We start from the raw sequence: 25,501 nt of genomic DNA, 5'->3' as shown, positions 1-25,501 counted from the left end.
ACTCGTCAGCTCAATCATTTTCTCTCACCCATTTCGCATAAGTGCCGCTTGGAAGTTTCAAAGAATCAGGTCCCTCTAATAACATTTCTCCAAATTCGATCTTCCCTTTCACTCCTTGCATAGCCTGGCTTAATAGATGATGCATAACGACAGGAGAAAATCCTGGAGTATGGCAGGAAAACATCACAAAAAGAGGTCTTTCACTGAGTAAATCACGACAACTTTGGAGAAGTTGAGTAACTTCATCTTCAATTTTAAATAGTTCTCCTTTAGAACCTCTCCCGAAACTAGGTGGATCTAAAATAATGCCTTCATAACGAGATCCTCGTTTTAATTCTCTTGCTAAAAATTTTTTGACATCTTCCACTATCCATCGAATAGGTGCATGCTCGAGATGATTTAAAGCTGCATTTTCTCTTGCCCAAGTCACCATTCCTTTAGAAGCATCTAAATGACATACCGCAGCTCCTGCTTTTGCTGCTGCTAATGTAGACCCTCCCGAATAGGCAAAAAGATTTAAAATACGAGGTTTTTCTTTTTTGGAAGCGTAAGGCCTTAAAATTTTTTGAATCCAATCCCAAAAAGATTTTTGTTCAGGGAAAATTCCTAAATGCCCAAAATCTGTCGCCGAAATTTTAAACACGACACCAGCAACTTCAATGTGCCATACCTCAGGGATATTAGGCAGATTCGTCCATTTATTTTCCAATTCTCGAGAAAAACTTGCCTGTGCTTCATTCCATTTTGCCAATGAGAGTTGAGGTTTCCAAACAGCTTGCGAACAAGGGCGAGAAAGTACATAGGGACCAAACTGCTCAAGTTTACGACCATTTCCACTGTCGATTAAAGCATAGGATTGAAAAGGTAGTGTCATTATTACTCTTGAAAATAAGGTAAATGTATTTTCCCAATTGTTTTTTTTACAAGCATAACATACATAGAAGAAAGCAACAATGTGATTTATGTGTTGCTTCGCATTCGATTCTATTTTTATTTCTCAATAAATAATCGACGCATAAATTAAAAGATTAAAAAAAAATAATAATCTTCTAATTATTAAATACTTGAAAACTCAATTAACGAAATGAAAGAGAAAAATTATTTTTCAAATTATTCAGAATAAAAAGTTACATTTTTCTCATTAATATAAGAACAAAGCGAATACTTGAATTTGGCATTGATTTTGCAATCTTGAATCAGTTTATCAGTATAAACGATATCCTTTCAGGAAAGGGGAGATTATGAATCAACGTTTGGCATGGTTATTCATGACATTATTTGTTGTATTCGCTCTATTTGCGATATCGAAACAAATGACAGAACCAAAAGGAGAAATACGAGCTGCCTTAGACATTGGATCTGGAGCGACTAATTTAAAAATCGCAAGAGTCGATCCAGAAACAAATAAAATTATTTCTCAAATTTTTGAAAGATCTATTCCTGTTCCTTATCAAAAACATTTGGAACAGTCCAACGATAATACTTTTGATCAAGTTGTTAAGCAACAAGGGATGCAAGCCATTAAAAATTTGAAAGAAATAGCTGACGGTTATCAAGCAAAAAAAGTCATTGCTGTTGCCACTGCAGCATTTCGACAAGCGGCTAATGCTCCTCAGTTTGCACAAGAAATTGAAAAACAAACAGGTGTGCAAGTGAGAATCATCAATCAAGATGAAGAAGGAATCATGGCCTTTCGAGGTGCTTTAGCACTCTCTTCCGCGGAACCTGAGAAAACTGTGGTCTGGGATATTGGAGGAGGAAGCATGCAACTAACTACGCTAACAGAATCCGGAACTTATCTTGTTGAAAAAGGCAAAACAGCCTCCATTTCATTTAAAAACGCTATTATTCAACAGATTAAACAAAAAAACATCGCCACTGAACCTTCTCCTAATCCCATGACTTTAAAAGAAATGAACATAGCTCTCGATTATGCAGGCACTTTAGCTTTACAGACAGATCCTTATATTTTAGAAAAAATCCATCATCCTTCAACAAAAATGATTGCTGTCGGAAGTCTATTTAACTATGGAATTAGACCGGTGGTTGACAACAATCAAAAAATCGAACAAGTTGAATTAGAAATGGCCGTGTATAAAATGGCAGGAAAAACCGATGCTGATCTTCCTGGAGGGACGTTGGCAGAAGTTGCTGTTTCCAATCCCCTCCTTGTTTTAGGTTACATGAAAGCTTTGCAAATATCACGATTAGAAATAATGCAAGTCAATAATGCTGATGGAGCGTTAACTTATCCTCCTTACTGGGAATAAATTCCCCTTAACTCCATTTTTAATTTTTTTCTTACTGGGTGGGCTTTTAGCTTCATTTATTTAATAATTAATTTCATTAAATAAAATAAAACAATGAATATAATTAATTTTTTTATTGTTTTTTTATTTAAAATATATTAAAATTTTGCTTTAATCCAAACTTAAGGTATTAGTTATGATAGTAACAGATAAAAATATTGTTCCTAATGCTTTTACTGACCTTTACGCAAAAAAATGTAAGAGGGGTCAAGAAGCTGTTACAGAGATGCTTAATCGTCAAAGTGTTGTCAACAAAGCAGACGAATTTTTTTGTAAAGAGACGGGAAATGAAGAAGAACAGCGTTCATATTTTATCAAAAAAATTGAACAATATAAACACACTTTACCTCAGCCTGCTTTAAAAAAAGATTATAAAGAATTAGCCCATAAAGTTTTTGCAATTTATCGCTCAGAACTTGTCGAAAAAGCATGTCAACAAACCAATACCAATCCCTTAGCTTGGACATTTACTGCGGAGACATGGAAACAGCAACGAAAAACTTTTCAAGATTTTATGTGGGTCTATGCCAAAATGGTATATAGCGGTTCTTCTAGCTCAGCAATTGCATTTGCCATGAAACAACATTTTCCTTGTTTACCTCAAACTTTTTGGCCTGGTATAAACGCTGTTATTGTTTCAAATGAGCAAGAATACTATTACCCTAATTCTTGATCTGTTTTGCTGCGAAGCATATGGGTAAACATTTCGCTTTCGTTTAATTCTTCTAAGGCTTTGAAATAATCCGGACTATTGATTGTTAGTGTAGCTTTAGTTTGGTTACCAATGTTATAAGGAAGTAACATAGTTTTAGAAGGAACAAATATTAATTTAGTAGAGTCAATGTTGAGTTGTTTTTGATAAGGTTTTAACCGTTCAGGAAGAATGACATAAGATATATTATTTGGATGAATAGTTCCATTAGCACGTGTTTCAGCGCATCCAAATTGATTCGTTGTAATAAAAACACCTCTTGTCTTTTCGTTGCCATCAGCATCTATAAGCTTAAGATTAGCATCGCCGTAACTGTCTTTTTCCTCAATTTTTAAGACAAAAAGTATGGAACAATGAGTCCTTTCTGACAATTCATTTAAAAGACTAGGATCATCTATTTTTTTATCTTTTAAAAAATCGTCCTCTCGTTCTAAAAGAACTGGTAAACCTCCTTTTGCTGGGTGAGTTAAAGAAATCATTCGCCCTTGTTCAGTATGAATATAATTTAAACATAACTCGTCATAAACCCCTTGATTTCGGTCTGCAGATTGAACGATATTGATCTCAAGTTTTTTAGCTCTTAATTTTGTCAAAATTCCCAATTTCATGACCCCATTAATAGTTTCTATTTGCTTTTCAATTGATGCCGGTATAGTAGAATCAGTGGTTGAACTGACATTAGTTACTTGTTGAAATTGCTGGCTCAATAAACTTTCTCGCAATTGCGCCCCTTCTGTATAAGGTTGACGATTTAAAGAAACTGCAAATTCAGTATTCGAAGAAGTAGAATCTTCAGTATGAGAAGTTGGACTCTCTAAATTTGATTGATGAGTATCTTCAAGATTAGATGAAGTATCTATTTCATTTGGTTGAGTTGGCGAATTATAAACGTAAGGTTGCAATGAATGATTAGTAGGATCCATAAACTTCCTCCATTTATTTACTATATTTAAATTATACAATTGTTTTAATTTAATTTAATATTAATTATTTAAATTAGAAAATAATTTAAATTTATAAACTAAAAAATGTTTTTTATCAAAGTTAAAACTAAATATTATAAAATTGGTGCAAAATATTTAAATTTAAATAATTAATAAATGTTTAATTTAGAAAATAAGTAAAAAAGATAATAAACTGTCACCGAACTAAATTTTAGCTATTATACTAGAATTGAGAAACAAATATAAAAAATGGCATATCCAACCTTATCGACAGATTTTACAGATAAAGAATGGGAAGTTATTCAGCCTTAGACTTCTAAAGTAAGAAAGATAAGGATGCAGATAAAAAGCTTAAATACTCAAGAAGGTAAATGTTTGAGGCAATCTTTTATGTTTTAAAAATAATTGTACTTGGAGGGATTTACCTTAGGATTTTCCTTCCTAGAGGGCTATCGATTCTCAGTATAGAAGGTAGAAGAAAGCAAATTTTTGAAAATATTCATTTTAATTTGAGCAGTAACTTCAAACAACTTTTGGGAAAAGAATCAAGAGGAAATATCTAAAATAACTGATAGTCAAAGTGTTAAGACGATAGAAAAAAACTCTGCGAATTTGATGGAAGCAAGAAGTTTAAAGGTCGGAAAAAAGATTGATTAATAACTCTCCTTAGACTAACTATAGAAGTTTCCCTATCGAAAGCCAATGGCAATGACAGGGAGTACTTTTATAAATCATGCTATTTATAGTGGGTTAAATTGCAAATGACAGTCTTTGTTATGCATATGCTAAAAATGAATAATCGATCGCTTCAGATAAGGAAGTAACTTTTTTAGATTTTCTTTAATCGTTCTCTTTAAAGTGGCCCAGAATAATTCTATCGAACTCAAGTCAATTGAATAGGGCGGCAAAAAAAGCACTTGACACCCAGCAGATTGAACTAAACCTTTTTTTTGAGATTGATGGAATGACGCATTGTCCAAAATCACAACTTGGCCAGGTTTTAATTCTGGAACTAAAATTTGTTCTAGCCATAGATTAAACAAATCCGTGTTGCATGTTCCTTGGTAACAAAATGGAGCGATGATATCACAACCAACTTTTGCAGCAAGAAAAGTCTCTCTTTGATAATGTTCTCCTGATACTGTACTGGGTACAGGTTTCCCTAACGGGGAAACTGGCAAAAAGTCTATAAAACGTAAAAAGTCTATAAAACGTATTGATTAATTCCACTTTCATCCACATAAACGCGATTTTAAGGAGAAGAGTTTTATAGCTCAGCCAAAAAGATGGATAGTTGAAAGAGCTTTTACATGGTTTGTTAAGTTTAGGAGCTTAAACAAAAATTTTGAGCCGTATACTCCATGGTGAAAATAAGATTTACTTTGCTATGGCCGACCAAATTGATGATTAAACAACTCGTTAAATTAATTTAATTCAACGACAGTCCCTTATATTAAATAATGATTTTAAGAAAATTTAAATTTGAAGAGAAAAAATCTACCAAAAAAAATTTGGCTTTAAATAACATTAAGTTTGTCTTTATCAATCACACTCGTTCGTAAAGAAAATAACGTTTGTTAAATTTGCACTAATAATTTTTTTTCATTTAACTGGGGATGTTTGTTGATCCAGCTTAAACATTGCTTTCCCAACCTGATAGGGACATTTATTTTTTGTTGATTAATAAGAAATGAAGTGGGAGATGTGTGATGTCTAACCCAGCTTTGCAGACGTTTAAATAAAACCGTATTGGGAAATTCTTCATTTTCTCTGACATTTTTTACTTGAAAAGAGCGATCTTGAAAAAGTTGGGGATAAGAAAATTGAATACCCCAGTAAATGCTATGTTGGCCCAGAACCATCGAACGAAACTTCCCATCGGCCAAAGAGTAATCAAAGCGATGCGATTGCAACTGAATCACAGGTTTTTCCACTCGAATTAGTTTTTGGTCGTTAGCAACAGGTACTTCATAAAGGGCATTTAGATCCAGAGTAAAAACAGTCGAGAAAAACCGTCTAATGAGTTGATCATCCGGATACTGACCATTTTTCAAATTTTGAATATACAACGTATACTGTTTTAAAAATTCTTCTTGGGAAATATCTCTTTCTGAAGATTTTAAAATACTGCTGACATTAAAAATCCAGAAATTTCCAAGCGCTGTCAATAAAGATTTCATTTCTTCTTCATCTAATAAGACTGGGCATTGCAACCATTTTGAAGCTTGAAAAGGGGATTCCACTTTTGTACGAATAGGTAAGGAAGAATACATGGGCACCGTTAAGACTTAAACAAAGAAAGAATAAACAATAAACCAATGCCAATTGAAATAAAGCTATCGGCAACATTAAAAATAGGAAAATCATATCCCCATAATACGAAATGAAGCATATCCACCACATGTCCATAAAAAAAGAAATCCAAGACATTACCAATTGCTCCTGCGATAATTAAAATCAGGGGAATTTGCCAGGCTTTTTGTTGGTTAAAGTGAAATAAGTACACACACAACCCAGCGATCAATCCTATACGAAAGAGCATCAGAGACAACTGGTAATTCCCAAACATTCCCCAGGCAGCTCCTTTATTCGTCATGTGGTTGATCGAAAACTCAATTCCCCCAAAATTCCTCACGACTTCCACCCCTCCATAAGGATACCTATATGCAGAAAAATCCATGTGAGGAACAAGATGGAAAACGAAGAATTTTGAGATCTGATCCAATAATAAAATAGCTAACCCTATCCAGATAAAGCGAAAGAGTAATTGATTTTTATGAGTTGGTATAACTGAGAAATATTCATTCATTTACTTAACTTAAGTCCTATAGCAAACCTTTTTCAAATTTTTCTTGTGCTTTAACAGTCATGACCGCGTAAGGAACAGCGTCTAATCGTGCAATAGGAATATCTTCACCTGTAATATCACAAATACCATAAGTATTTTCCTCAATTTTTTCTAGAGCCCGATCAATCTGTCTTAAAATCCCATATTCTTTACTTGTGACTTCTAAACTAATAGTACGATCAAAGTCATCTGTCCCTTGATCTGCTTGGTGTTGAGAGTAACCAGTCGCTTCATCAGGTGTTTTTACTTCCGCTGTTGATCCCTTTAATGAATGCGTAAGTTGCATACGCATATCTTCTAAACGTTTTTTAAACTTTGCAACTTCTGTTTTTTTTAATGCCATTTTTGACCTCCTATCGTCTATTTGCGCCTTTAACAATAAAGTTCGAAGCCTATAACAAATCCTTTAATATCGAGCAAGATTTGTCTTCGTCTTTGGATTGAATTGTTTTAATTGCTTCTTCTAACTCACCTAAATCTTTAAATCTTTTATACACACACGCAAAACGAATATAAGCGATGGGGTCAAGACTTTGTAAATGTTTCATAGCCATCTCACCTAACTGTGTGGTGCTTATTTGTTGTATTTGAGACTGCATTAATTCGTTTGTCATTTGAGCAGCTAAACTGATTACCTGATCATGGCTAATTTTGGTATGCCTACATGCAGCAGCTAATCCATTAATTAACTTATGTTGTTGAAAATCCTCATAAGTTCCATCTCTTTTTTGCACTTGTACTGTCAATTCGATCGTTTCAAAAGTAGTAAAACGCTTAAGACAATTCAAGCACTCTCTTCTTCTTCTAATCGCATTCATTTCCATTGCATCTCGAGAGTCAGTCACTTTCAATCCCTCAAATTGACAAAAGGGACATCTCATGCTCAATCCTCCATGATTTCATTCATTTTCAGTCAAAGTTGTTCATACATCAAATTCGACTTTTCTTCATTGTATAAATTCAATCGCTCCTATTCAAAAATCGATTGAAATAATAAAGTTTCAACTATTCTCCATTTTTATTTTAGCAAAAAATGCCTTAATTTATTTATTCACCAAGTTTTTACGCAGAGAAGACAAAAAAATCAACTTTTAAATTATTATTTGTTTCAAAATCAAATTTAAATTTGAAATAATTTATTAAAAAAAACTCTTTAAATTAATTATTTAGTTTCTACAGTAGCTTTTTCCCAATTTAATGAATTTCTCTGATTATTTTTTAATTAGTCTAACTTCCTATTTTTTTTTACCTTTGATGAATTCTTGATTTTTAAGAAAATGCTATTTATATTTATTTTTAAAAAATTAAAGCTAAAATAGTTATGAAAAATCAAAAAACTGTTGTCGTTGGCATGTCTGGAGGAGTGGATTCTTCTGTTTCGGCTCTGTTGATGAAAGAGCAAGGCTACAATGTGATTGGCCTTTTTATGAAAAATTGGGAAGAAAAAGATGAAAACGGGGTTTGCAGTTCAGCACAAGATTACGACGATGTACGCCGTGTCTGCGATCACATTGATATCCCCTATTATGCCGTTAATTTTGTCGAAAATTACAGAAAACAAGTTTTTACCCAGTTTATTGCTGATTTTCAAAAAGGATGGACACCTAATCCTGACATTTTATGCAATCGAGAAATCAAATTTAAAGTCTTTTTAGAAAAAGCCTTAGAATTAGGCGCTGATTTTTTGGCAACAGGTCACTACTGTCAAAATCTTATCCTTGATAAAGGATCGCCATCTTTAGTTAAAGGGATAGATCACAATAAAGATCAAACTTATTTCCTTTACACACTCAACCAACAAATTTTACAGCAGGTGCTTTTCCCTGTTGGAGGGTTAGAAAAAAGCCAAGTGCGAGATATAGCTCGTAAACATCGATTAGTGACTGCCGAAAAAAAGGACAGCACTGGAATATGCTTTATTGGAGAAAGAGATTTTCGCTCGTTTCTCAGCCAATATGTGGCTATTCAACCCGGCGTTTTTCAAACATTACAAGGAAAAAATGTGGGAAAGCATATGGGCACAGCTTATTACACCTTAGGTCAAAGAAAAGGGTTAGGTATTGGTGGTGCGGGAGAAGCTTGGTTTGTGGTAGGTAAAGATCACGAACGGGGGATTGTTTTTGTAGAACAAGGAGCCAATCATCCAGCCTTATACTGTGATGAACTCATAGCTACCGATTTATCATGGGTTGCTGAAGCTCCCCTTCTTCCCTATACCTGCCAATCAAAAGTTCGTTATCGACAAATCGATCAGTTCTGTACGATTCAACGTATTGAAAATGGGAAAGCTTTTGTAACATTCGATCGCCCTCAAAGAGCCGTCACACCTGGTCAATCGATTGTCTTTTATATAGGTAATATTTGTCTAGGAGGAGGGGTCATTCAACAACCGGGACCTACTTATTATGATCAGAAAAAGTCCTTGCCTCACCAGAGCCCAAGAGATAACTAAAAATTATGTTCTTTCTGGTTTGGAATTTTGGCAAGGAGTAAGAAACCTATTCGACTAATTCTTCAAAAAAAATTTACTCTCTTTTTATTTTTCTACCCATCTTCTTGTTGTTTGCAAGCCATGAACGAAATAGTGAAGTTTAATTAGCCCCCTTTCAGCTTTGTTAACACTCTTTACAAGCTGTACATTTCTGAGGGATTTGAAACAAATAGAAATAATTTTCTATGGATTTTATTCCACATAAACAAAAAATTAATGCAACCAAAAATAGTTTTTTTGATAAATGATGCATCTTCACCTCTTAAAATTTAAGTATATATTCAAATTAGGAATTACATTCTCCGCAAACACCATGAAGAGTCACCTCACATTTTACTAATTGAAAACCTTCTGGAATGTGAGAAGAAGTATGAACAGCACTTTCTTCCACATCAAATAAGCGATTACAGGATTGACATAAAAAATGGTGGTGTTCTTCTAAACCATTATATTCATAGCGAGAGGGTTGCCCAGGTAGCTGGACTACAACTAAAATTTTTTCTTCCATTAACATTTTTAAATTTCGATAAATTGTCGCTAAATTAATCGTTGTTAATTCTTCTAATTCTTGAGCACTTAAAGGGCGTTTAACTTGTTTAAAACAATTTAAAATCGCACATCGTTGTCGCGTCATTCTTTTCATTGCCAACCGATATTTAAGTAAAGTTAGTAAACACAAAGGATTAGAATTCCTTATTGCTATTAATAATGCATTTGCAATAACATTACTGCTTTACTGTTTTTCTTGAAACAATTTTTTAAAAAAGGAGCATACTATGTGTGGTGGGGGTGCATGCGTTGGACTAGAAACATTTAAACCTGAAATTAAAATTAAAAAATTTCAAGCCGGTACCCAAGAAGCCCGTGTATCTCTTTATTTGAAACCTAAAGAGCCTTCCCGTCGACTACTTTATGCATTTCAAAACATCGCTTCAGCAGAAAAAATTGCAATTATCGTCAACGAGACCTTCCATCTATTTAATCGCCTTTTAAAATTGTATGCGACTATAGAAACATATGATTTTTTTAAGAGTCTTCATGACGGTGCCCATGTTTTACACGAGGGGTTGCATGGGGTTAGCGTCCTGAGCGATTTGTTAAACATTGCAAATGGAACTTTTATCGTACTTACCAAACAACGGGGAAATCATCCCCCATTTATTGATATCGCTAAAACAGCTGCACGGGTTTCTCATTTTATCGCTCATGGATTATTTACAACATCATTACTTGGTAGACTCAAAGTTCTTTCTTTAGATAAATGGGATCAACGACTAGCCTTGTTCAGCTCTGCTTTAACCTTACTCGGCTATACGATTCATATAACAAATCTTATTTGGAAGCATTTTTACTCCTCGCAACAACATGAACATTATTTTCAATCAGATTTAATCATTCAAAGTAGTGGACTATTGGTTGAATCCGTTTTTATGCTTTCAGAACTCAACATGATTCCAACAAAGTTAGAATTTTCTTTTTTGAAAATAAGATCTATCGTCATGTTAATTCAGAGTTTAAGTGTTTTAAATCGCTTGCATCCTGAAAAACAAAAAATTCGCTTAACATTTCCCCATCTCAATTTCCCTCCTGCTACTTAATGAGAATTGAAGTACAACGATTAAAAAATAGTTTTTAAAGTTACTTTGCAAAATTTTTCCAAGGCAACCTTAAAAACTATTAATTTTATCAATAAGTAAACGAAGGAGACCAAAATATTTTCTATTATGTTCAAAAGCGATCCTAGGTAGCTCTAAATGATCTGTTTCTTCTTGGAGAGGTTTGGTAAGATACATTTTTCCCTCTTTTAAAAGTGAGGAAAATTCTTGATTTAATTGATCTACCTGCTGATCTGTGAGTGTACTCAATAAACGAATGACTAAAACATCTTTGACATAACGACTTGAGTGATAGCGACGATAAAATTGCTGAATATGGGCAACAGCATCATTCACCGATGAAGAAAGGTAAAATAAATTTAAATCCTCCGGACTGATCCATCCATTAGCTAATAAATTTTGACATAGGTAATCTTGCCAGGCTCGCCAGTAGGATCCATTTTCTCCTTCTATAAGAACAACGGGTAGAATATTAGCTTTTCCAGTTTGCATTAAAGTCAACACTTCAAATAATTCATCCTGGGTACCAACTCCCCCTGGAAAAGCGGCTATCGCGTCCGAATGACTCAAAAACATTAATTTCCGTGTAAAGAAATAACGAAAGTTAATTAATTTTGGATCTCCGGCTAGAAGTGAATTGGAAGGAGACTCAAAAGGTAGACGAATAGATAAACCAAAGCGGGATTCTTTTTCTGCTCCTTCCAGTCCAGCTCTCATGATTCCATCAGCAGCTCCAGTAATACAAACCCAGTTAAGGTTAGCCATAGCTGCTCCAAAAAATTTAGCAGCTTGATAATCGGGATGGGATTCAGGTGTTCTAGACGAACCAAAAATACTAATTCGTTTATTTACCGGATATTTATTAAATACACGATAAGCATACCGCATCTCTTTAAAAGCACGCGTCATTAATTTAAGTTGCCCCAGTGCAAACCCTTCTTGACCCATCCTTAAACTTGTTGCAATAATTTGTGCTATTAATACCGATTGAAATGATTCCGGGTCTGCTCCAATAAATTCTATTAACTCATGAATTTTTTGTTGTAGCTTTTCTTGAAGCAAATTTTCTTCACTATTAATTAATAAATCGCCTTTGAGCAACTCTTTGTCTACATTTTCCATTAGAGAACCCTTTAATTATAATCAACAATCTTCGAGAGCATCAAAAATAGATACTTAATGAAATTTACTTATATGCTCATTCATGAATTTTTTTAGAGGTAAATTTCAATGACAGCTATTAACTCGACGCCTAATGACTTCATTTTCTCATTTATTTTTAATATTTGGTACTTTGGATTATTTCTTAGAATTGTTATGATGGCGGTTGCCTAGTGAATCCATTTTCTTATTTATTTTAATATTTGATACTTTGGGTTATTTCTTAGGAAGATTTTAATAATGATTAAAATTTATTTGGAGGTAGTGTTATGGATCGTGATGTTCAACCTCGCCGCTCTCTTTTTCGTCTCCCCTCTTCTTTACCTAATTTGTGGGATGAAATGGAAGATAAAATGAATCGTTGGATGGGATGGGAGGCCGATTCTGGAATTAGCATTTCAGAAGATGATTCTAATGTTTATGTAGAAGCTCATTTACCAGGTCTCAAGTCTGACGAAATAGACATTTCTTTTTATCAAAATACAGTTTGGATCAAAGGGGAAAAAAAACAAGAAGAGGTTTATAAAGACCGCAAATTTTATAAACGGTCTAAAACTTCTTATTTTTATCAAATAGATATTCCTACTCAAGTCGAAGAAAGCACAGAACAAGCCTGCTTCAAAGACGGAGTATTAACCATCACTTTTAAAAAAAATCCCCGTTTACAAGCACGAAAAATTGCACTCTCAGATAGTAGCGAACAAAAGACCGTGTAAAACAAATTCATCACTCAACTAGATTCTTGTTTTGAAAGACAAGAATCTAGGTAATAGATGAAAAATTCTACACTGAGTATTTAAGAAATGATATAGTCATTGTTGAAATGACAATTGTAAGCAACAAAATTTTCTATCCCTAAGCCTGACTGCTCTTGTTTAAAAATTGACATTTCCTCAGAACATATAATTAATATCCAAATTTTTAGAAGCGATAACTCTATTTCTTACAAGAACCCTTTCTTAAAGGATTACCTATGGGATGGCGCCCATTTTTTGTCATTTTAACAATCATTACTATTTTTCTATCTACCCTCCCCTCCCTTACCGCTATTCCAACTGTTTTAGTAAGCGTCGCTCCCCACCAATTTTTTGTGGAAAAAATTGCGAATGATACAGTTCATGTCCAATTAATGGTCCCTGCAGGGGCCAGCGCTCATACTTATGAACCGTCACCTAAGCAGATGCTAGGAGCTTGTCAAGGAAAGCTTTGGTTTCGCATCGGCGAATCTTTTGAACAAAGAGCTATTCAATCGTTAACTAGCCATAATCCAAACCTTAAAATTGTCGATCTGCGCCAAGGGCTCGATCTCATTCATCAGGATAAACAGACTCAATGCCATTGCTGTTCGGGATCTGAAGATCTCCATTTTTGGTTGAGTGCTCGACTAGCTCAAATTCAAGCAAAAACAATTGCTGATGCATTAATCGAAGCCTTTCCTGAATATAAAAAATTGTATGTCAGAAATTTGAAGATATTTCAGCAAGAGCTTCAAGAACTTGATCAAACAATCCTAGAACTTTTTAAAACATCTTCCATCCATTCAGTTCTTGTTTCTCACCCAGCGTACGGATATTTTTGTAGAGATTATCATCTTCAACAATATTCTGTGGAGCTAGAAGGGAAAGATCCAACTCCTCAACAAATGACTAAGCTTTTAATTTGGGCTAAAGAACACAATATACGGACAATTTTTGTACAGCCCCAATATAATAATAAAGCTGCTCAGCTTGTAGCTGGAGAAATAGGTGCAAAAATCAGGCTATTAGATCCTTATTCTAAACTATATTTTAAAAGTATGCTTGAAATCGCTCATGCTTTTGCCGGAGAATAATACCTATTTATGTTGCCAATTATTAAAGTTGATCACCTCACATTTTGCTACGATAATTCCACTATTCTTTCTGATATTTCCTTCGAAGTAAATCCTGGAGAATTCATTGGCATTATAGGACCAAATGGTGGAGGCAAAACTACCCTTTTAAAATTAATTATGGGTTTTTTAAAACCAGAAAACGGTAAAATTGAAGTATTTGGTAAAAACCCTATTGCACAAAGTTTCCAACAACTTGCTTACGTCCCTCAGTCAATTCGATTTGATAGAGAATTTCCCATTTCAGTTTTTGAAGTCGTTTTATCTGGGCTTCTATCCCAACTTCCTTGGTATGGGCACTTTTCCAAAAAAGCCAAATTGGCGGCTTATGAAGCTCTTGAAAAGGTTGGATTAAAAGAATTCAGCCGAGAATCTTTCGGTACTCTTTCTGGAGGACAAACGCAAAGAGTTTTAATTGCAAGAGCTCTTGTTTCCAAACCCCGTTTGCTACTTTTAGATGAGCCTACAGCTAGTGTTGACAGCCGTGCAGAAGCTGATATTTATGCGTTATTAAAAGAATTGAAAGGCTCTATGACAATTTTGATGGTTACGCATGATCTACAAGCAGCGATTGGGCAAGTTGAAAGGTTACTTTGTATTCAAAGATATGTTTTTTCTTTGCAGCCTGAAGAGGTGTGCGAACATTTCACAGTGGGCCTTTATCATACTCCTCTTATCCCAACCAAACAAACATCTACTTTTTTCTGATTTTCAATTAAGGTAACTATGCCAACATTTTTTGAAGCCATCATGACCCATTCTCTACTCTTCTCAGCCTTATTAGCAGGGTTTGCTGCCTCAATTGTCAGTGGTATTATCGGCTCTTATGTTATTGTAAAAAGAATTGTGTTCATTGCGGGAAGTATTTCACATTCAGTCTTAAGTGGGATTGGTCTGTGTATTTGGTTAGAGAGAACTCAAGGGATCCATTGGGCTTCTCCTTTACTTGGAGCGTTAACTGCCGCTATTTTATCGGCATTGATCCTAGGCTGGATTCATTTATACTATAGACAAAGAGAAGATTCTGTGATTGCCGCCATTTGGTCAATTGGAATGGCTATTGGCATTCTGTTTATTTCTCAAACCCCTGGCTTCAATGTAGAGTTGACTAATTTTTTGATTGGCAACATTTTATGGGTTTCCCAGACAGATCTTTATATTCTTTGGGGATTGGATATTTGCACGATTTTGCTTGTTTTATGTCTCCACAAGCGATTTTTAGCGATTTGTTTTGACGAGGAACAAGCTCGCTTACAAGGGCTTCCTGTTAATGGTCTTTACTTATTACTCCTGATTTTAATTGCTATCTCAATTGTTTTGCTTATTCAAGTTGTAGGAATTGTTTTGGTGATGACAATGCTGACGATCCCCGCAACAATTGCCAACTTACTTACGTCTAGCCTTTCAAAAATGATGCTATTGGCAATTTTTTTCAGTAGCTTATTTTGTTTAACAGGAAATAGCGTTGCTTATTATTTTGATTGGCCCACAGGAGCGACGATTGCTTTGATTGCAGGAATTGCTTATATCTTTAGTTTAACGTTTTTTCAGCTTCGCAAACACCTACCCCTAACTTTACTGAGGGCAAAAAAAAAGGACTTTGAACATAAAGTTCAAAGTCCCTGATACGGAAAGAGAGGGATTTGAACCCTCGATACCCTTTAGGGGTATGCGTCCTTAGCAGGGACGTGCTTTCGGCCGCTCAGCCATCTTTCCAAATTTTCTATTACGAAAACGACTATCCTAATATTCATCTGGTTTTTATGCAAGTATTGTTTCCAAAATGATTAAGAAGACAGAAAGTTTGGACCTACAAACATAAAACCCCAACCTATGATTGGGGTTTAAAAATTAGTGGGTTAAGAAAAAAATTTTCTTACTTTAAAGGAACTTTAAAATAAAAATTAGAACTTGTATCGTTATTTGAAGGATAGGAATAATAGTAAGAAGGTGAAGAATAATAATAACTATTTCTATGATACCCTAAGCCATATCCCAAACCAAAACTTCCTAAACCGTATCCATAATAGCCATTACGCCAATGTCTACTCTGGTGATCATGATGATGACCTCCATGATGTTTTTTTCCGTGATATCCACCATGATCGCTACTATGATGATGACCTCCATGATGTTTTTTTCCGTGATATCCACCATGATCGCTACTATGATGATGTCCTCCCCCGTGTCCATGCCCTCCTTTTGCATTTACAAAATTAAAAGGTAGAAGAAATAAAGTTAGAAAAATTAATCCAACGACTCTCAATTTCAAGGTGCGGTACATAAGGCCCCCTTTTATATTTTTTTAATGAACTATCTCACTATTTTGCAATAATCATGCCAAATTATTTTATTTAATTTTTATCTAAATTAACCTAAATCACATATCAATATTATAATTATAAAATATTTTCCTATTTTAATTTAATTTATCAAAAAAAATGTATTCATTAATGAAATAGTAATCAGTTTTTGTATAAACTATTTAAATTTTTACTAGAAATATTAAGTTTTTTAGGAGTAAGGGATTTATGCTATTAATAAAAACAACGTTAGTTTTAGTAAAATTGCAGGGATGAGAAATTTTGTTGAGGGATATCCAAAAGGACAAAGCATCTAGCAATATTTCTCGGAAATATATTAAGTGATTACCCATTCTTAAATAAAAACATTTATCAATAGTTTTCATAAAACGGGGGCATTATTATCCGTTATAATTTACTTAAGACAATTAATTATATTGCCGATGCAAAATGGTTTAACTATTTTATTTGATATTTCACATTTTTTTCAATCACTCATCAATTCCTAATTTGTGAGATAGTACCTCACCTGATGGAAACTGACAAATTAATGAACAATCCATAGTTGCTTTAAAAGACATATAGAAAAGCGAAGTACTTTCAAAATTCTTTTATAATTCTGTCAAAAGTATGTGTTTGCTTACATTGTATGAAGATAGTCTTTACTCTTGAATAGGTCGAATGATAACTCTGGCTTGTCGTCTGTTAAATAAATACAGAAAAATCCATTGTATCATCACTAATAGACGATGGCCAAAACTGACTAAATAAAGAATATGAATAAAACACCAAATCAACCAAGCTAGAAAACCAGAAAATTTAAAATTACCTAAGATAGCTACAGCTCTTCCCCGCCCAATGGTTGCAATCATTCCTTTATCCCAATATAAAAATGGCTTCCGATTTGAAGGTAATATATTTTTTTTGATTAAGTTTGCTACATAATGTCCTTGTTGGATTGCAACAGGTGCTATTCCAGGTAAAAACTCATTTTTAGAAGACACCACAGCAGCAGCATCTCCGATGACAAATACATTTGTAAATCCAGGAATCGTTAAATCTGGCTGAACCTTTACTCTTGATTGTTTATCTAAAGGAACGCCTAAATTTTTAACTAGCGGAGAAGCTTCATTCCCCGCAGCCCAAACAACTGTAAAAGCAGGTAAAAATTTTTCATTCATATAAACACCTTGATTTGTGACTTGAGTCACAAAAGTATTTAAGAGTACTTCTACACCTAATTGCTTTAAATCTTCTAAAGCTCGATTTGCTAATTCTCTAGGAAAACTTGGAAGAATTTGTTGGCCTTCTTCTATCAAATAAATTTTAGAATTGGTGGGATTAATAGATCGAAAATTTTTGAATAGGGTGCGGTGAGCAAATTCCGCCATCGAACCCGCCATTTCAACACCTGTTGGCCCCGCTCCTATGATTACAAAGCTTAAAGATGATTGAACAGCTTCTCGATTTTCACATCTCTCTGCTTTTTCGAATGCCATTAACATCTTTTCTCGAATACGAAAAGCATCTGCCACTGTCTTTAATCCTGGTGCAAAATGTTCCCAGTTATCATGTCCAAAATAGGTATGCCTTGCCCCAGGAGCAAGAATTAAATCATCATAATAGAATTGTTGTCCGTCAACGGCTTGTATGTATTGGTTTTCGAGATTAATTTTCTCAATTTCAGCCATCAAAACTCTGACATTGGACTGATTTTTTAAAATTTCTCTTAAAGGGGTGGTAATATTTTCAACAGATAATGCTGCCGTCGCTACTTGATATAATAAAGGTTGAAAAACGTGGTGATTAGTTCGATCAATTAATAAGATTTCTACCTGGGCATTTTTGAGAGATCGGACAGTATTCAATCCTCCAAATCCTCCCCCTACAACAATTATTTTACGCATTTATCTAACCTTTTTTCAAATAGACTTTAGATACGGAATGATTTATGGTGATAACCATCTAAGCTTGGAATTTTTTTATCCAAAAGTAGTATTTGAAAAGATTAAACCGAAGAAAATAGCCATTGCTACTTTTAAAGTTCTATCCTTTCAATATGTGTAAACAAAAATTAACTTTCAGAAAAGAAACTTCTTGTCATCATAGATGAAAGAAATTTCTGCTCATACCTATTTATTTTAAAGATTAACATTAAAAATTGCCATGACAGAAGCTAACGTTAAAGTTAAAATTGCTCCACACTCTAAAGAATCAGAAATGATGGTTATTGGCTGCATGCTGACAAGCATCAATAGTCTGAATATTGCATCTGATTCTCTCGATGACTCTGACTTTTATTTTAATGAACACAAAATCATTTTTCAAATCCTTAAAACTGCTTATAAAAAAGATAAGCCAGCCGATATTCATCTTGTCGCCGAGGAACTCAAACGTGTAGAAAAACTAAGTGCTGTCGGTGGTGTTTCTTATTTAGCTACTTTAGCTCAATATGCCGGAACGTCGGCTTTTATTGAAGAGTACGTTGAACTTGTCAAAAATAAATCGATTCTCCGACGCATGATTCATGCTGCTCAGATAATTGAAAAAAGTGCTTTAGAAGAATCACAAGATGTTCAAGTTGCTTTAGATGAAGCTCAACAACTTTTTTTTCAAATTGGCCAAACCTCTAATCCTACATCAGGACTCATTCTTCAAGATATTTTTTCCGGATTAAAATCTGAATCGGGACTTCCTTATTTAAAAGAATTACAAGAAAAACAAGAGAGGTACGCTCAACGAGGGCCAGAAGATTCGGGAATTAGTGGAATTCCCTCTCATTTTATTGATTTAGATAAAATGATTAATGGTTTAAATAACTCAAATTTAATGATTTTAGCCGCCCGCCCAGCAATGGGAAAAACTTCTTTTGCCATCAATATTGCTGAAAATGTGTGTTTTAAAAATAAAATTCCTGTCGGTATCTTCTCTTTAGAAATGTCAGCTGAACAGCTAGTTCATCGCATTGTTTGTTCACAAGCAGAAGTCCAATCCGATAAAATTAAAACGGGTGCTTTAGATGGAGTGGAATTTCAACGCATTGTTAGCTGCGTCAATGACATGCAAAACCATGTGATGATCATTGATGATCAAGCAGGTTTAAAAATTACCGACTTAAGAGCCCGTGCCCGAAGAATGAAAGAAAGTCATGGAATTGGGCTTCTGATTATTGATTACCTTCAACTGCTTTCGGGATCGGGTTCTAATCGCACCTCAGAGAATCGACAAAACGAAATTTCAGAAATTTCCCGTATGCTCAAAAACTTAGCACGCGAATTAAACATCCCTATTATTTGTTTGTCTCAATTATCAAGAAAAGTGGAAGAACGCCCTGGACACCGCCCCATGATGAGTGACTTACGAGAAAGTGGAAGTATCGAGCAAGATTCTGATATTGTGATGTTTCTCTTAAGACGCGAATACTACGATCCTAACGACAAACCAGGAATGGCCGAGTTGATTGTCGCTAAAAATAGACATGGAAGTGTAGGTAGTGTCAATTTAACCTTTCGAAAAGAATTTGCACAATTTGCAAATTACTCTCCTGTTCGCTACGATCCTTCTCAAATTGATTCAGAAACTGAGCAAGCATTCAGTCATTTTTCCCCCTCATCTTAATGAAAAGAAAAACTAACTGATAAAAGCTTGCATCATAAATCATCTTATTTTAATCTTTTCGCTTCTTTGGAGGGGTGTCCGAGTGGCTTAAGGAGCACGCTTGGAAAGCGTGTGTACGTTAAACACGTACCGTGGGTTCGAATCCCACCTCCTCCGACACTTGGGATGATCCGACACTGCTATAAGCCTATCAAACGGCTCATGCAGTGTTATGATTGCCTTTTTGGCCTTCATTTTTAAGTTCGAAAATAAGAAATTAAGAATTTGCCGTTTTTCTTCCACTTTCGAACCTTCATAGAGTTCTCTTGTAAGTTGAGCTAAATTCAGGACAATTTTGGCAGTAATAAGAATTGCTTTATCAGCATCCACGTGAATTGCCACCAAAGAGATAATCTCTTGCTGCCGCTTCTTGTATTCATCCAAGTTTTTTCGTAAATATCCCCATTGATTTTCCATCTGAATGCCCATCAACTAGCTTAGAAATTCGATTCTGAGCTTAGATCCAACTCTTTTCTTAGGTTTTCATGAGTTTGCTTATAAAATTCTTGTTTCGCTTCAAAGCGATTTTTTTAAATAGTTAACAATTCCATCATGTTATTTCAAGTTTTTTCACACTCATTTAGGTCGTTGCTTTTTCTAAAAAAACTGAAACCCTTAGCCGCTTTATCAATTGATGAATCAGTAAACCTTTTTCAAAACTCTTCTCAAAGAATTCAAGTTTGTGTAAGCATGGCTATTAAATCAGTGAGCGAAATTATACATAACGACCGCCCATTTGTTTTAATCAAAAATCAGCTGAGTGAGCAGAGACAGTTCTAATCCTTACATTTTCAAGGAATTCAATAATTTGTTTGATGTTTATGTTTTCAAATATTTTATTTATTTTAAAAGTGTCTTCCTTAACTGATATTTCACCGATTTCTTTAGCCTGATCTAGTGATTCATTCATTCCGCATTCTTTTGCCAGCAAATCAAATTTTACATCCCAACCGTGTGGAGGTAATGGAAGAGTGGTTGGCAAACTATGAGTATTTCTTCTATGAAATACTTTGCTCAGGTTATCTCTCACAACAGCTTCACTAACAGACCCCTCACGAATCAATAACATCATATCAACCAGATCCTTGACACGGGTGTTAAATCGATCTGTACGAGGTAGAGTATATGCATGCAATTTCTCAGCGAATTGCTGTTCTTTTGAAATGGCATAAATTATCGCTGAAGAAATGCCAGCAAACTCAAACCAGTCTTCTCCGATAATTTTTTCTGCAGGCCCTACCAAAATATCCCCAATGCCAATATCCATATGAAATTTTACAAATGGCCTGCCATCCATGATTGCTTCTACTGGAAAGCGAAAACTACCTTCAGGTGCACCATCAAGTTCCTGCATTGCTGGGCGAAAAGTAAATGTAAAATAATCTCCAAGCTCAATATGAGATTCTTTTTGTAGCATTGTCATGAGGAATTCTGATTCAGAGAATGCGTATAGTTGCAAAGGAAGAGTTAGATCAATATCTTTAGTGGCACGGGCGTGCGCAAATCGCATTTCCAAAGCATACCCACCCTTCAGAACCCATGTATTACTGCCATTAACAAAAAAAACGAGCTAATAAACGCTCAAAGGCAACCTTTCTTCTTAAACGTTGAAGATCGATATTGGTTGCTTGAGATATGTTCATTAGTCTGCTCTCGAGACTTTTCCGAAAAGCTGATGCCGTTTTAAATATTTTACTCATGTGCTGCTTCCATCATTTTTAGGAGTTTTGCAATTACTTTAGCAGGATATCTTTGATTGGCTTCAATGATATGTTTTGTTATTAATCCCTTTTTCTTGGCATCCTGGACAGCCTGCACTAGTAAATCCTCAGCTAGCACACCAGCTTCTATGACGTCAATCAAAGCTCGTAACGGAGTGATAACTTTATAACCTTGCTTCATCACAATTTCATCGGGCTGTAACTTCACTCTATGCAAAATTAAAATCTCAGGAATTTTTGCCATTCTTCTGAATCCCAATGGGACCGTCATATGTAATTTTGATGGCATGTTATCCGAAAGCTCATAGAGATCAAGGGCCGTGTAATGGGAATAGACTCCTTGAGGGACATTCAATCGATTTCTAGACCACAGGAACCAAAGAACAAGTTCCTCCCTTTCTCCTACTGGATATTTAGCAAGTCGGTATATACCCCTAAAAACTTTTACCCAATCACCTACTTTCACATGATAAGCGTGATTTTTGTCACTAAAGCCAGCAATAATCGCTTGTTGAAAGGTGAAATATCCTTGCTGGCTTTCTGCTATCTCAAAAAGTTCTGCCTCTGGCTTTTTCATATATCCCCTAATATTTAAGGGTTTTATACAAAAAACTAATTTAACCTGTCAAGAAGATGGAAATTAAGTGTAAAGGAGCTAAGCTTATTAAAACTTTGATAAATAAGCGATATGTAGGTAGAATAGCTCTTTAATATGGAGTATGTTATGTCAATAGGCACTGAAATCTGCAATTTTTACAGGGACGTTATAGCACCGCTAGAAATAACGGTTAATTCCCAGGGAGCTGTCAAAAAGGTTTCTCCTATTTCTAGATTGAATTTTAATACTGGTGCGGGGCTTGCAATTCTCTTTCTTGTGCAAAAGATTGCTCAATCCATCTTTTTTCTTGCAGGTTCTGTTGTGACTCTCGGACTTCACGAAGGAATGAGAATTTCTTTATTGAAAAATGCTAAAGAGGGACTAGTATATGCTGGAGCTATTCCTTTAGGGAGTGTAGGCATTTTCTTTCCTCAAACTATCAATCAAGCAGTTCTTCAAATTCCTTCTGAAGGATTAATTACACCTCTCAAACTTTAATTTATTTATCTGTTTTAATACATCCTGGCATTCTTTTACCGCTAATCTTTGAAGGAAAATAGTGATTTTCTCTCCAGCCAAAAGTTCTGAATCTGACCAGCCGCCTTCCTGCTTTTTTAATGCCTCAGCAGTTTATTTTCTAATCAATACATTTAAAATTAGCCCTAAGCAGCAAAAGGTAGAAATTCTCCCACGAGGTTACCAAATTCCCGCCAGGGAAAAGTTCGAAGACCGTCCCATATTTCCCGATCTTTTTAAGCAAATATTGTTTACAATTCACTTTTCTTTGCAAAAACTAAATTTACAAAAAATTAATCAAGTAAAAAAACTTTTAGGTATATTGGCCATTTTTTGTAGCATATTCAGTCTTTTTATGAAAAATATGAATAAGCTCCAAGTAAAATAATTAGCATCCAAACGATTCTATTTTCTTCAATACACTATTAACCTTTTTTGTAACGCTAGTTTTAGCTTAGTATAACGCTTTAGATTAAGCAATAAGACTGAAAATACGACTCATATCTTGTTCCAAAGCTACATGCTTTCTCTTCTAAGTAACAGAAACTCACGAAAAGTAATTTAAGGCTGTTGATATGCAGTATTTTTTTTCGCTTAACTAACAGGAATTTTTCAACTTTATCAAGTTTGATGTATAATTAATTGAATTTAATTGTGCACTTATGTACATATTTGACAAAAAGAATCATTAATGGCTTTTGCAAGACTTGAAAATTTATTTAAACTTAATCGGACTAATTGTTTAAAATTTGCCCAGAAAACTTCAATTGGATTTAAATCAGGTGAATAGGAGGGAAGAAATAAAATTTCTACATCCGGCTTGTTCAAGCAGATATTTGGTTTTTTTGGACTTGTGAAAAGGTGCATGATCCATGATAATCACCTGTCCAGTTTTAAGTTCCGGAATGAATATTTTTTCTAACCATGTATTAAACAAGATAGGATGACATGTTCCTGTATAGCAAAAAGGAGCAAAAATTTTAGATTGGCATTTAGCTGCTATCAAGCTTTCCCTTGCAAAACGATGGCCAGATACGGCTGAATAAACTTTCTCTCCTCTATAAGCTTGCCCATGATGACGTTGTAGACACTCATTAATTCCACTTTCATCAAGATAAACACGATCTTCTTCTGCTATCTTTTCTCATTCTTTTTTAAATTCCTCACGTTTTTTCTCATCTCTTTCTTTGTAAAATAAGGCCTTTTTTTTAAAGTGATTTTAAGTCTTTTACAAGCATAGAATATAGAGGAAGGATCGACATTAAATTCTTTCGCTATCTCTTTCAAATAACTATCAGGATATTTTTCAATATAGCTCTTTAGTTGGTCATGATCAATTTTAATTGGATGTCTTTTTCTTGGTTTGTCTTCTAAACATCCATTCCTTTGGCGCTTCAGCCAGTTAAACACTGTTCTTAATGCTACACCGAAAACTTGTCTGACTTCTTCTGCAAAATGTCCAGTTTCTAAATAGTTGAGTGCTTTTTGCCTTAAATCTTTGGAATATGCCATAACTTTTTTAACTCAAACTATATTTATATGCATGATTAAATTCAATTAACTATAGGTACTCAAAGAAATTGAAGACTGATCTGTAAAGAGCTTCAATTGAATTTAATATTCATCGTCTTTATAGATTTATCAAACAACATCAACATCATACTCTAAAAGCTGAGAAACTTAAATAAATAGAAAAAAATAGAGATTCGATTGCTTGAACAGGTGAACATTGAGAAATTACTAGTCTCCCCCCCTTTAAGGGCGATAAGTTAAAATTAATATGCATTTAATCAAAATAGCCTGTTGATATAATTTCCTGAGCTTTTTGAATAAGTTCAACTTTAGAAGTTGCAGCCTAGCTTGCATTTTATTGTCACGATATAATTCTCTACTGTTCGTTTAGATAATTTAAGCTTTGTAGCGATATAATGAGCCGGATAACCATTTGATAGAAATTTAACGAGATCGATTTCTCGAGGAGTTAGTGAAAAAATTTCATTGAAACCCATTTTCTTCATAAATTCGTCTTTCTTATTAGGAACAACCTGTATTGTAGGCTGTTCATAGAATAGCGAACCAAATTGTTTAGAAAGGTTAACTGGATGATCATCTATTAGGTCAAAAATTTTTTTATTTTCTTTTCTAAATTTTTTAATAAAAAAGCGTAAAGCTGGTAACTCGTTTAATAATCTTTGCTCAGCATAAGGATCATTAAAGTGAGTAGCAAATCCATACGCTTCCACCCCTTCAGTTGTGTTATAAATTAGATTAAGGTTAAAATTAATTTGAAAATCGTTCCAAGCAACGTCTAAAACTTTTTTATAGTTTTTATCAACATTTGTTTTCATTAAATTAATCCCTTTTTGCAAATGATCAGGATGACGTAAACAAGAAAAATAACTTAGCATATTATTATCAAAACAAAATTCATTCCATGCAGAATGTGTTCCTAAATAAGAATAATCACCCGAAAAAGTAATTTTATAATACCAAAAATGGTTAATCCCAAAGCTATGTAAAGGCATGACCGTTTTTATCATTTGATTATAATAGGGAGAAGAAGAGACTTTTCTTAACATTTCTTGAAATGGTTTCATTTTTTAAAAATTTAAATTGTTACTAACCTGAATTTTGGGTTTTTAGGCAGCCATTAACAATAAGCGATGCTGCTCTGCTAAGTTTATCGATGGCTTTTTAGGTTGGTGAGTATAAGCAATAATCCCAGCTAATAGATTAATTAAAAAATTTCCGGCAT

26 protein-coding genes, 2 tRNA genes and 2 pseudogenes are annotated in these 25,501 nt (G+C 34.3%); 11 read left to right on the top strand and 19 right to left on the bottom strand.

The window, feature by feature from the left end:
- Positions 1-10: 10 nt before the first annotated feature.
- The gene (locus tag BU804_RS09565) at positions 11-874 is read right to left on the bottom strand and encodes a class I SAM-dependent methyltransferase (protein ID WP_075883886.1); all 864 of its coding nucleotides are present in this window, start codon (positions 872-874) and stop codon (positions 11-13) included.
- 367 nt (positions 875-1,241) lie between these two features.
- Between BU804_RS09565 and BU804_RS09560 the strand changes: the two genes are divergently transcribed.
- Together BU804_RS09560 and BU804_RS09555 are read left to right on the top strand one after the other, a co-directional pair.
- Positions 1,242-2,270, top strand: a complete 1,029-nt coding sequence (locus BU804_RS09560) for a Ppx/GppA phosphatase family protein (RefSeq protein ID WP_075883885.1) — start codon at positions 1,242-1,244, stop codon at positions 2,268-2,270.
- Positions 2,271-2,445: 175 nt separating this feature from the next.
- On the top strand, positions 2,446-2,982 hold the full coding sequence (locus BU804_RS09555; protein ID WP_075883884.1) for a hypothetical protein: 537 nt from the start codon (positions 2,446-2,448) through the stop codon (positions 2,980-2,982).
- On the opposite strand, the gene BU804_RS09550 is transcribed toward BU804_RS09555, so the two are convergent.
- The 6 genes from BU804_RS09550 to nrdR all read right to left on the bottom strand — a co-directional run bounded on the left by BU804_RS09550 (position 2,967) and on the right by nrdR (position 7,694).
- Complete coding sequence (locus tag BU804_RS09550) at positions 2,967-3,944, bottom strand: hypothetical protein (RefSeq protein WP_075883883.1); 978 nt, start codon at positions 3,942-3,944, stop codon at positions 2,967-2,969. The two genes, BU804_RS09555 and BU804_RS09550, sit on opposite strands and share 16 nt — an antisense overlap.
- Before the next feature lie 806 nt (positions 3,945-4,750).
- The gene (locus tag BU804_RS09540) at positions 4,751-5,146 is read right to left on the bottom strand and encodes a transposase (RefSeq protein ID WP_075883881.1); all 396 of its coding nucleotides are present in this window, start codon (positions 5,144-5,146) and stop codon (positions 4,751-4,753) included.
- 396 nt (positions 5,147-5,542) lie between these two features.
- On the bottom strand, positions 5,543-6,238 hold the full coding sequence (locus BU804_RS09530) for a hypothetical protein (protein WP_075883880.1): 696 nt from the start codon (positions 6,236-6,238) through the stop codon (positions 5,543-5,545).
- 8 nt (positions 6,239-6,246) lie between these two features.
- Positions 6,247-6,774 carry a signal peptidase II gene (gene lspA / locus BU804_RS09525; RefSeq protein WP_075883879.1) on the bottom strand — a complete coding sequence of 176 codons (528 nt, stop codon included), beginning with the start codon at positions 6,772-6,774 and terminating at the stop codon, positions 6,247-6,249.
- A gap of 16 nt (positions 6,775-6,790) precedes the next feature.
- Entirely contained in the window at positions 6,791-7,156 is a 366-nt protein-coding gene (locus BU804_RS09520) for a TraR/DksA family transcriptional regulator (RefSeq protein ID WP_011176343.1), read from the bottom strand.
- Positions 7,157-7,205: 49 nt separating this feature from the next.
- Positions 7,206-7,694, bottom strand: a complete 489-nt coding sequence (nrdR, locus tag BU804_RS09515; RefSeq protein ID WP_011176344.1) for a transcriptional regulator NrdR — start codon at positions 7,692-7,694, stop codon at positions 7,206-7,208.
- Between the two features lie 422 nt (positions 7,695-8,116).
- Between nrdR and mnmA the strand changes: the two genes are divergently transcribed.
- A complete protein-coding gene (mnmA, locus tag BU804_RS09510) occupies positions 8,117-9,265 on the top strand; it encodes a tRNA 2-thiouridine(34) synthase MnmA (RefSeq protein WP_320410547.1) in 1,149 nt (382 codons plus the stop codon).
- 325 nt (positions 9,266-9,590) lie between these two features.
- On the opposite strand, the gene BU804_RS09505 is transcribed toward mnmA, so the two are convergent.
- On the bottom strand, positions 9,591-9,983 hold the full coding sequence (locus tag BU804_RS09505) for a Fur family transcriptional regulator (protein WP_079988693.1): 393 nt from the start codon (positions 9,981-9,983) through the stop codon (positions 9,591-9,593).
- Between the two features lie 97 nt (positions 9,984-10,080).
- On the opposite strand from BU804_RS09505, the gene BU804_RS09500 reads away from it, so the two are divergent.
- Positions 10,081-10,902, top strand: a complete 822-nt coding sequence (locus tag BU804_RS09500; RefSeq protein ID WP_075883877.1) for a hypothetical protein — start codon at positions 10,081-10,083, stop codon at positions 10,900-10,902.
- A gap of 69 nt (positions 10,903-10,971) precedes the next feature.
- Here BU804_RS09500 and BU804_RS09495 read toward each other — a convergent pair whose 3' ends face one another.
- The gene (locus BU804_RS09495) at positions 10,972-12,042 is read right to left on the bottom strand and encodes an LOG family protein (protein ID WP_075883876.1); all 1,071 of its coding nucleotides are present in this window, start codon (positions 12,040-12,042) and stop codon (positions 10,972-10,974) included.
- Positions 12,043-12,350: 308 nt separating this feature from the next.
- Between BU804_RS09495 and BU804_RS09490 the strand changes: the two genes are divergently transcribed.
- From BU804_RS09490 to BU804_RS09475, 4 genes are all read left to right on the top strand, one after another.
- Positions 12,351-12,797 (top strand): Hsp20/alpha crystallin family protein, encoded by a 447-nt coding sequence (locus BU804_RS09490; RefSeq protein WP_042282057.1) that lies wholly within the window; start codon positions 12,351-12,353, stop codon positions 12,795-12,797.
- Positions 12,798-13,054: 257 nt separating this feature from the next.
- The gene (locus BU804_RS09485) at positions 13,055-13,912 is read left to right on the top strand and encodes a metal ABC transporter solute-binding protein, Zn/Mn family (protein ID WP_075883875.1); all 858 of its coding nucleotides are present in this window, start codon (positions 13,055-13,057) and stop codon (positions 13,910-13,912) included.
- A 9-nt stretch (positions 13,913-13,921) separates the two neighbouring features.
- The gene (locus tag BU804_RS09480) at positions 13,922-14,659 is read left to right on the top strand and encodes a metal ABC transporter ATP-binding protein (protein WP_075883874.1); all 738 of its coding nucleotides are present in this window, start codon (positions 13,922-13,924) and stop codon (positions 14,657-14,659) included.
- A gap of 18 nt (positions 14,660-14,677) precedes the next feature.
- Positions 14,678-15,577: a metal ABC transporter permease gene (locus BU804_RS09475; protein ID WP_079988692.1), complete on the top strand. Its 900-nt coding sequence runs from the start codon at positions 14,678-14,680 to the stop codon at positions 15,575-15,577.
- Between the two features lie 2 nt (positions 15,578-15,579).
- Here BU804_RS09475 and BU804_RS09470 read toward each other — a convergent pair.
- The 3 genes from BU804_RS09470 to BU804_RS09460 form a co-directional block, all read right to left on the bottom strand.
- A tRNA-Ser gene (locus BU804_RS09470) sits at positions 15,580-15,667 on the bottom strand.
- 160 nt (positions 15,668-15,827) lie between these two features.
- Positions 15,828-16,235 carry a hypothetical protein gene (locus BU804_RS09465; protein ID WP_075883873.1) on the bottom strand — a complete coding sequence of 136 codons (408 nt, stop codon included), beginning with the start codon at positions 16,233-16,235 and terminating at the stop codon, positions 15,828-15,830.
- Between the two features lie 681 nt (positions 16,236-16,916).
- Entirely contained in the window at positions 16,917-18,161 is a 1,245-nt protein-coding gene (locus BU804_RS09460; protein WP_075883872.1) for an NAD(P)/FAD-dependent oxidoreductase, read from the bottom strand.
- Positions 18,162-18,420: 259 nt separating this feature from the next.
- Between BU804_RS09460 and dnaB the strand changes: the two genes are divergently transcribed.
- Together dnaB and BU804_RS09450 are read left to right on the top strand one after the other, a co-directional pair.
- Positions 18,421-19,872, top strand: coding sequence for a replicative DNA helicase (gene dnaB / locus BU804_RS09455; RefSeq protein WP_075883871.1), 1,452 nt, complete (start codon positions 18,421-18,423; stop codon positions 19,870-19,872).
- Between the two features lie 68 nt (positions 19,873-19,940).
- Positions 19,941-20,028: transfer RNA gene (locus BU804_RS09450), tRNA-Ser, on the top strand.
- A 628-nt stretch (positions 20,029-20,656) separates the two neighbouring features.
- Here the strand turns inward: BU804_RS09450 and BU804_RS09445 are convergent.
- Positions 20,657-21,448 (bottom strand): annotated as a pseudogene (locus BU804_RS09445) (nucleotidyl transferase AbiEii/AbiGii toxin family protein); the annotation flags it as partial.
- Positions 21,449-21,603: 155 nt separating this feature from the next.
- Positions 21,604-22,209 (bottom strand): type IV toxin-antitoxin system AbiEi family antitoxin domain-containing protein, encoded by a 606-nt coding sequence (locus tag BU804_RS09440; RefSeq protein ID WP_075883869.1) that lies wholly within the window; start codon positions 22,207-22,209, stop codon positions 21,604-21,606.
- A 147-nt stretch (positions 22,210-22,356) separates the two neighbouring features.
- Here BU804_RS09440 and BU804_RS09435 point away from each other — a divergent pair, with 147 nt between their 5' ends.
- The gene (locus BU804_RS09435; RefSeq protein WP_075883868.1) at positions 22,357-22,728 is read left to right on the top strand and encodes a hypothetical protein; all 372 of its coding nucleotides are present in this window, start codon (positions 22,357-22,359) and stop codon (positions 22,726-22,728) included.
- Between the two features lie 678 nt (positions 22,729-23,406).
- Here the strand turns inward: BU804_RS09435 and BU804_RS17780 are convergent.
- The 5 genes and pseudogenes from BU804_RS17780 to BU804_RS12320 form a co-directional block, all read right to left on the bottom strand.
- Positions 23,407-23,613: a transposase gene (locus BU804_RS17780; protein ID WP_079988690.1), complete on the bottom strand. Its 207-nt coding sequence runs from the start codon at positions 23,611-23,613 to the stop codon at positions 23,407-23,409.
- Positions 23,525-23,884 carry a transposase gene (locus tag BU804_RS17190; RefSeq protein WP_079988689.1) on the bottom strand — a complete coding sequence of 120 codons (360 nt, stop codon included), beginning with the start codon at positions 23,882-23,884 and terminating at the stop codon, positions 23,525-23,527. The genes BU804_RS17780 and BU804_RS17190 overlap by 89 nt, the downstream gene beginning before the upstream one ends.
- The gene (locus tag BU804_RS09420; RefSeq protein ID WP_075883866.1) at positions 23,881-24,258 is read right to left on the bottom strand and encodes an IS630 transposase-related protein; all 378 of its coding nucleotides are present in this window, start codon (positions 24,256-24,258) and stop codon (positions 23,881-23,883) included. Before BU804_RS09420 ends, BU804_RS17190 begins: the two co-directional genes overlap by 4 nt.
- 329 nt (positions 24,259-24,587) lie before the next feature.
- Positions 24,588-25,343, bottom strand: coding sequence for a helix-turn-helix transcriptional regulator (locus BU804_RS09415; RefSeq protein WP_226996177.1), 756 nt, complete (start codon positions 25,341-25,343; stop codon positions 24,588-24,590).
- 42 nt (positions 25,344-25,385) lie between these two features.
- A pseudogene (locus BU804_RS12320) lies at positions 25,386-25,501 on the bottom strand (IS982 family transposase); the annotation flags it as partial.

It is taken from the genome of Candidatus Protochlamydia sp. W-9 (assembly GCF_001950615.1).
Classification (GTDB): domain Bacteria; phylum Chlamydiota; class Chlamydiia; order Chlamydiales; family Parachlamydiaceae; genus Protochlamydia; species Protochlamydia amoebophila.
Note: the sequence above shows the minus strand (reverse complement) of the source record. Positions and strands in the feature narration are given on the sequence as shown.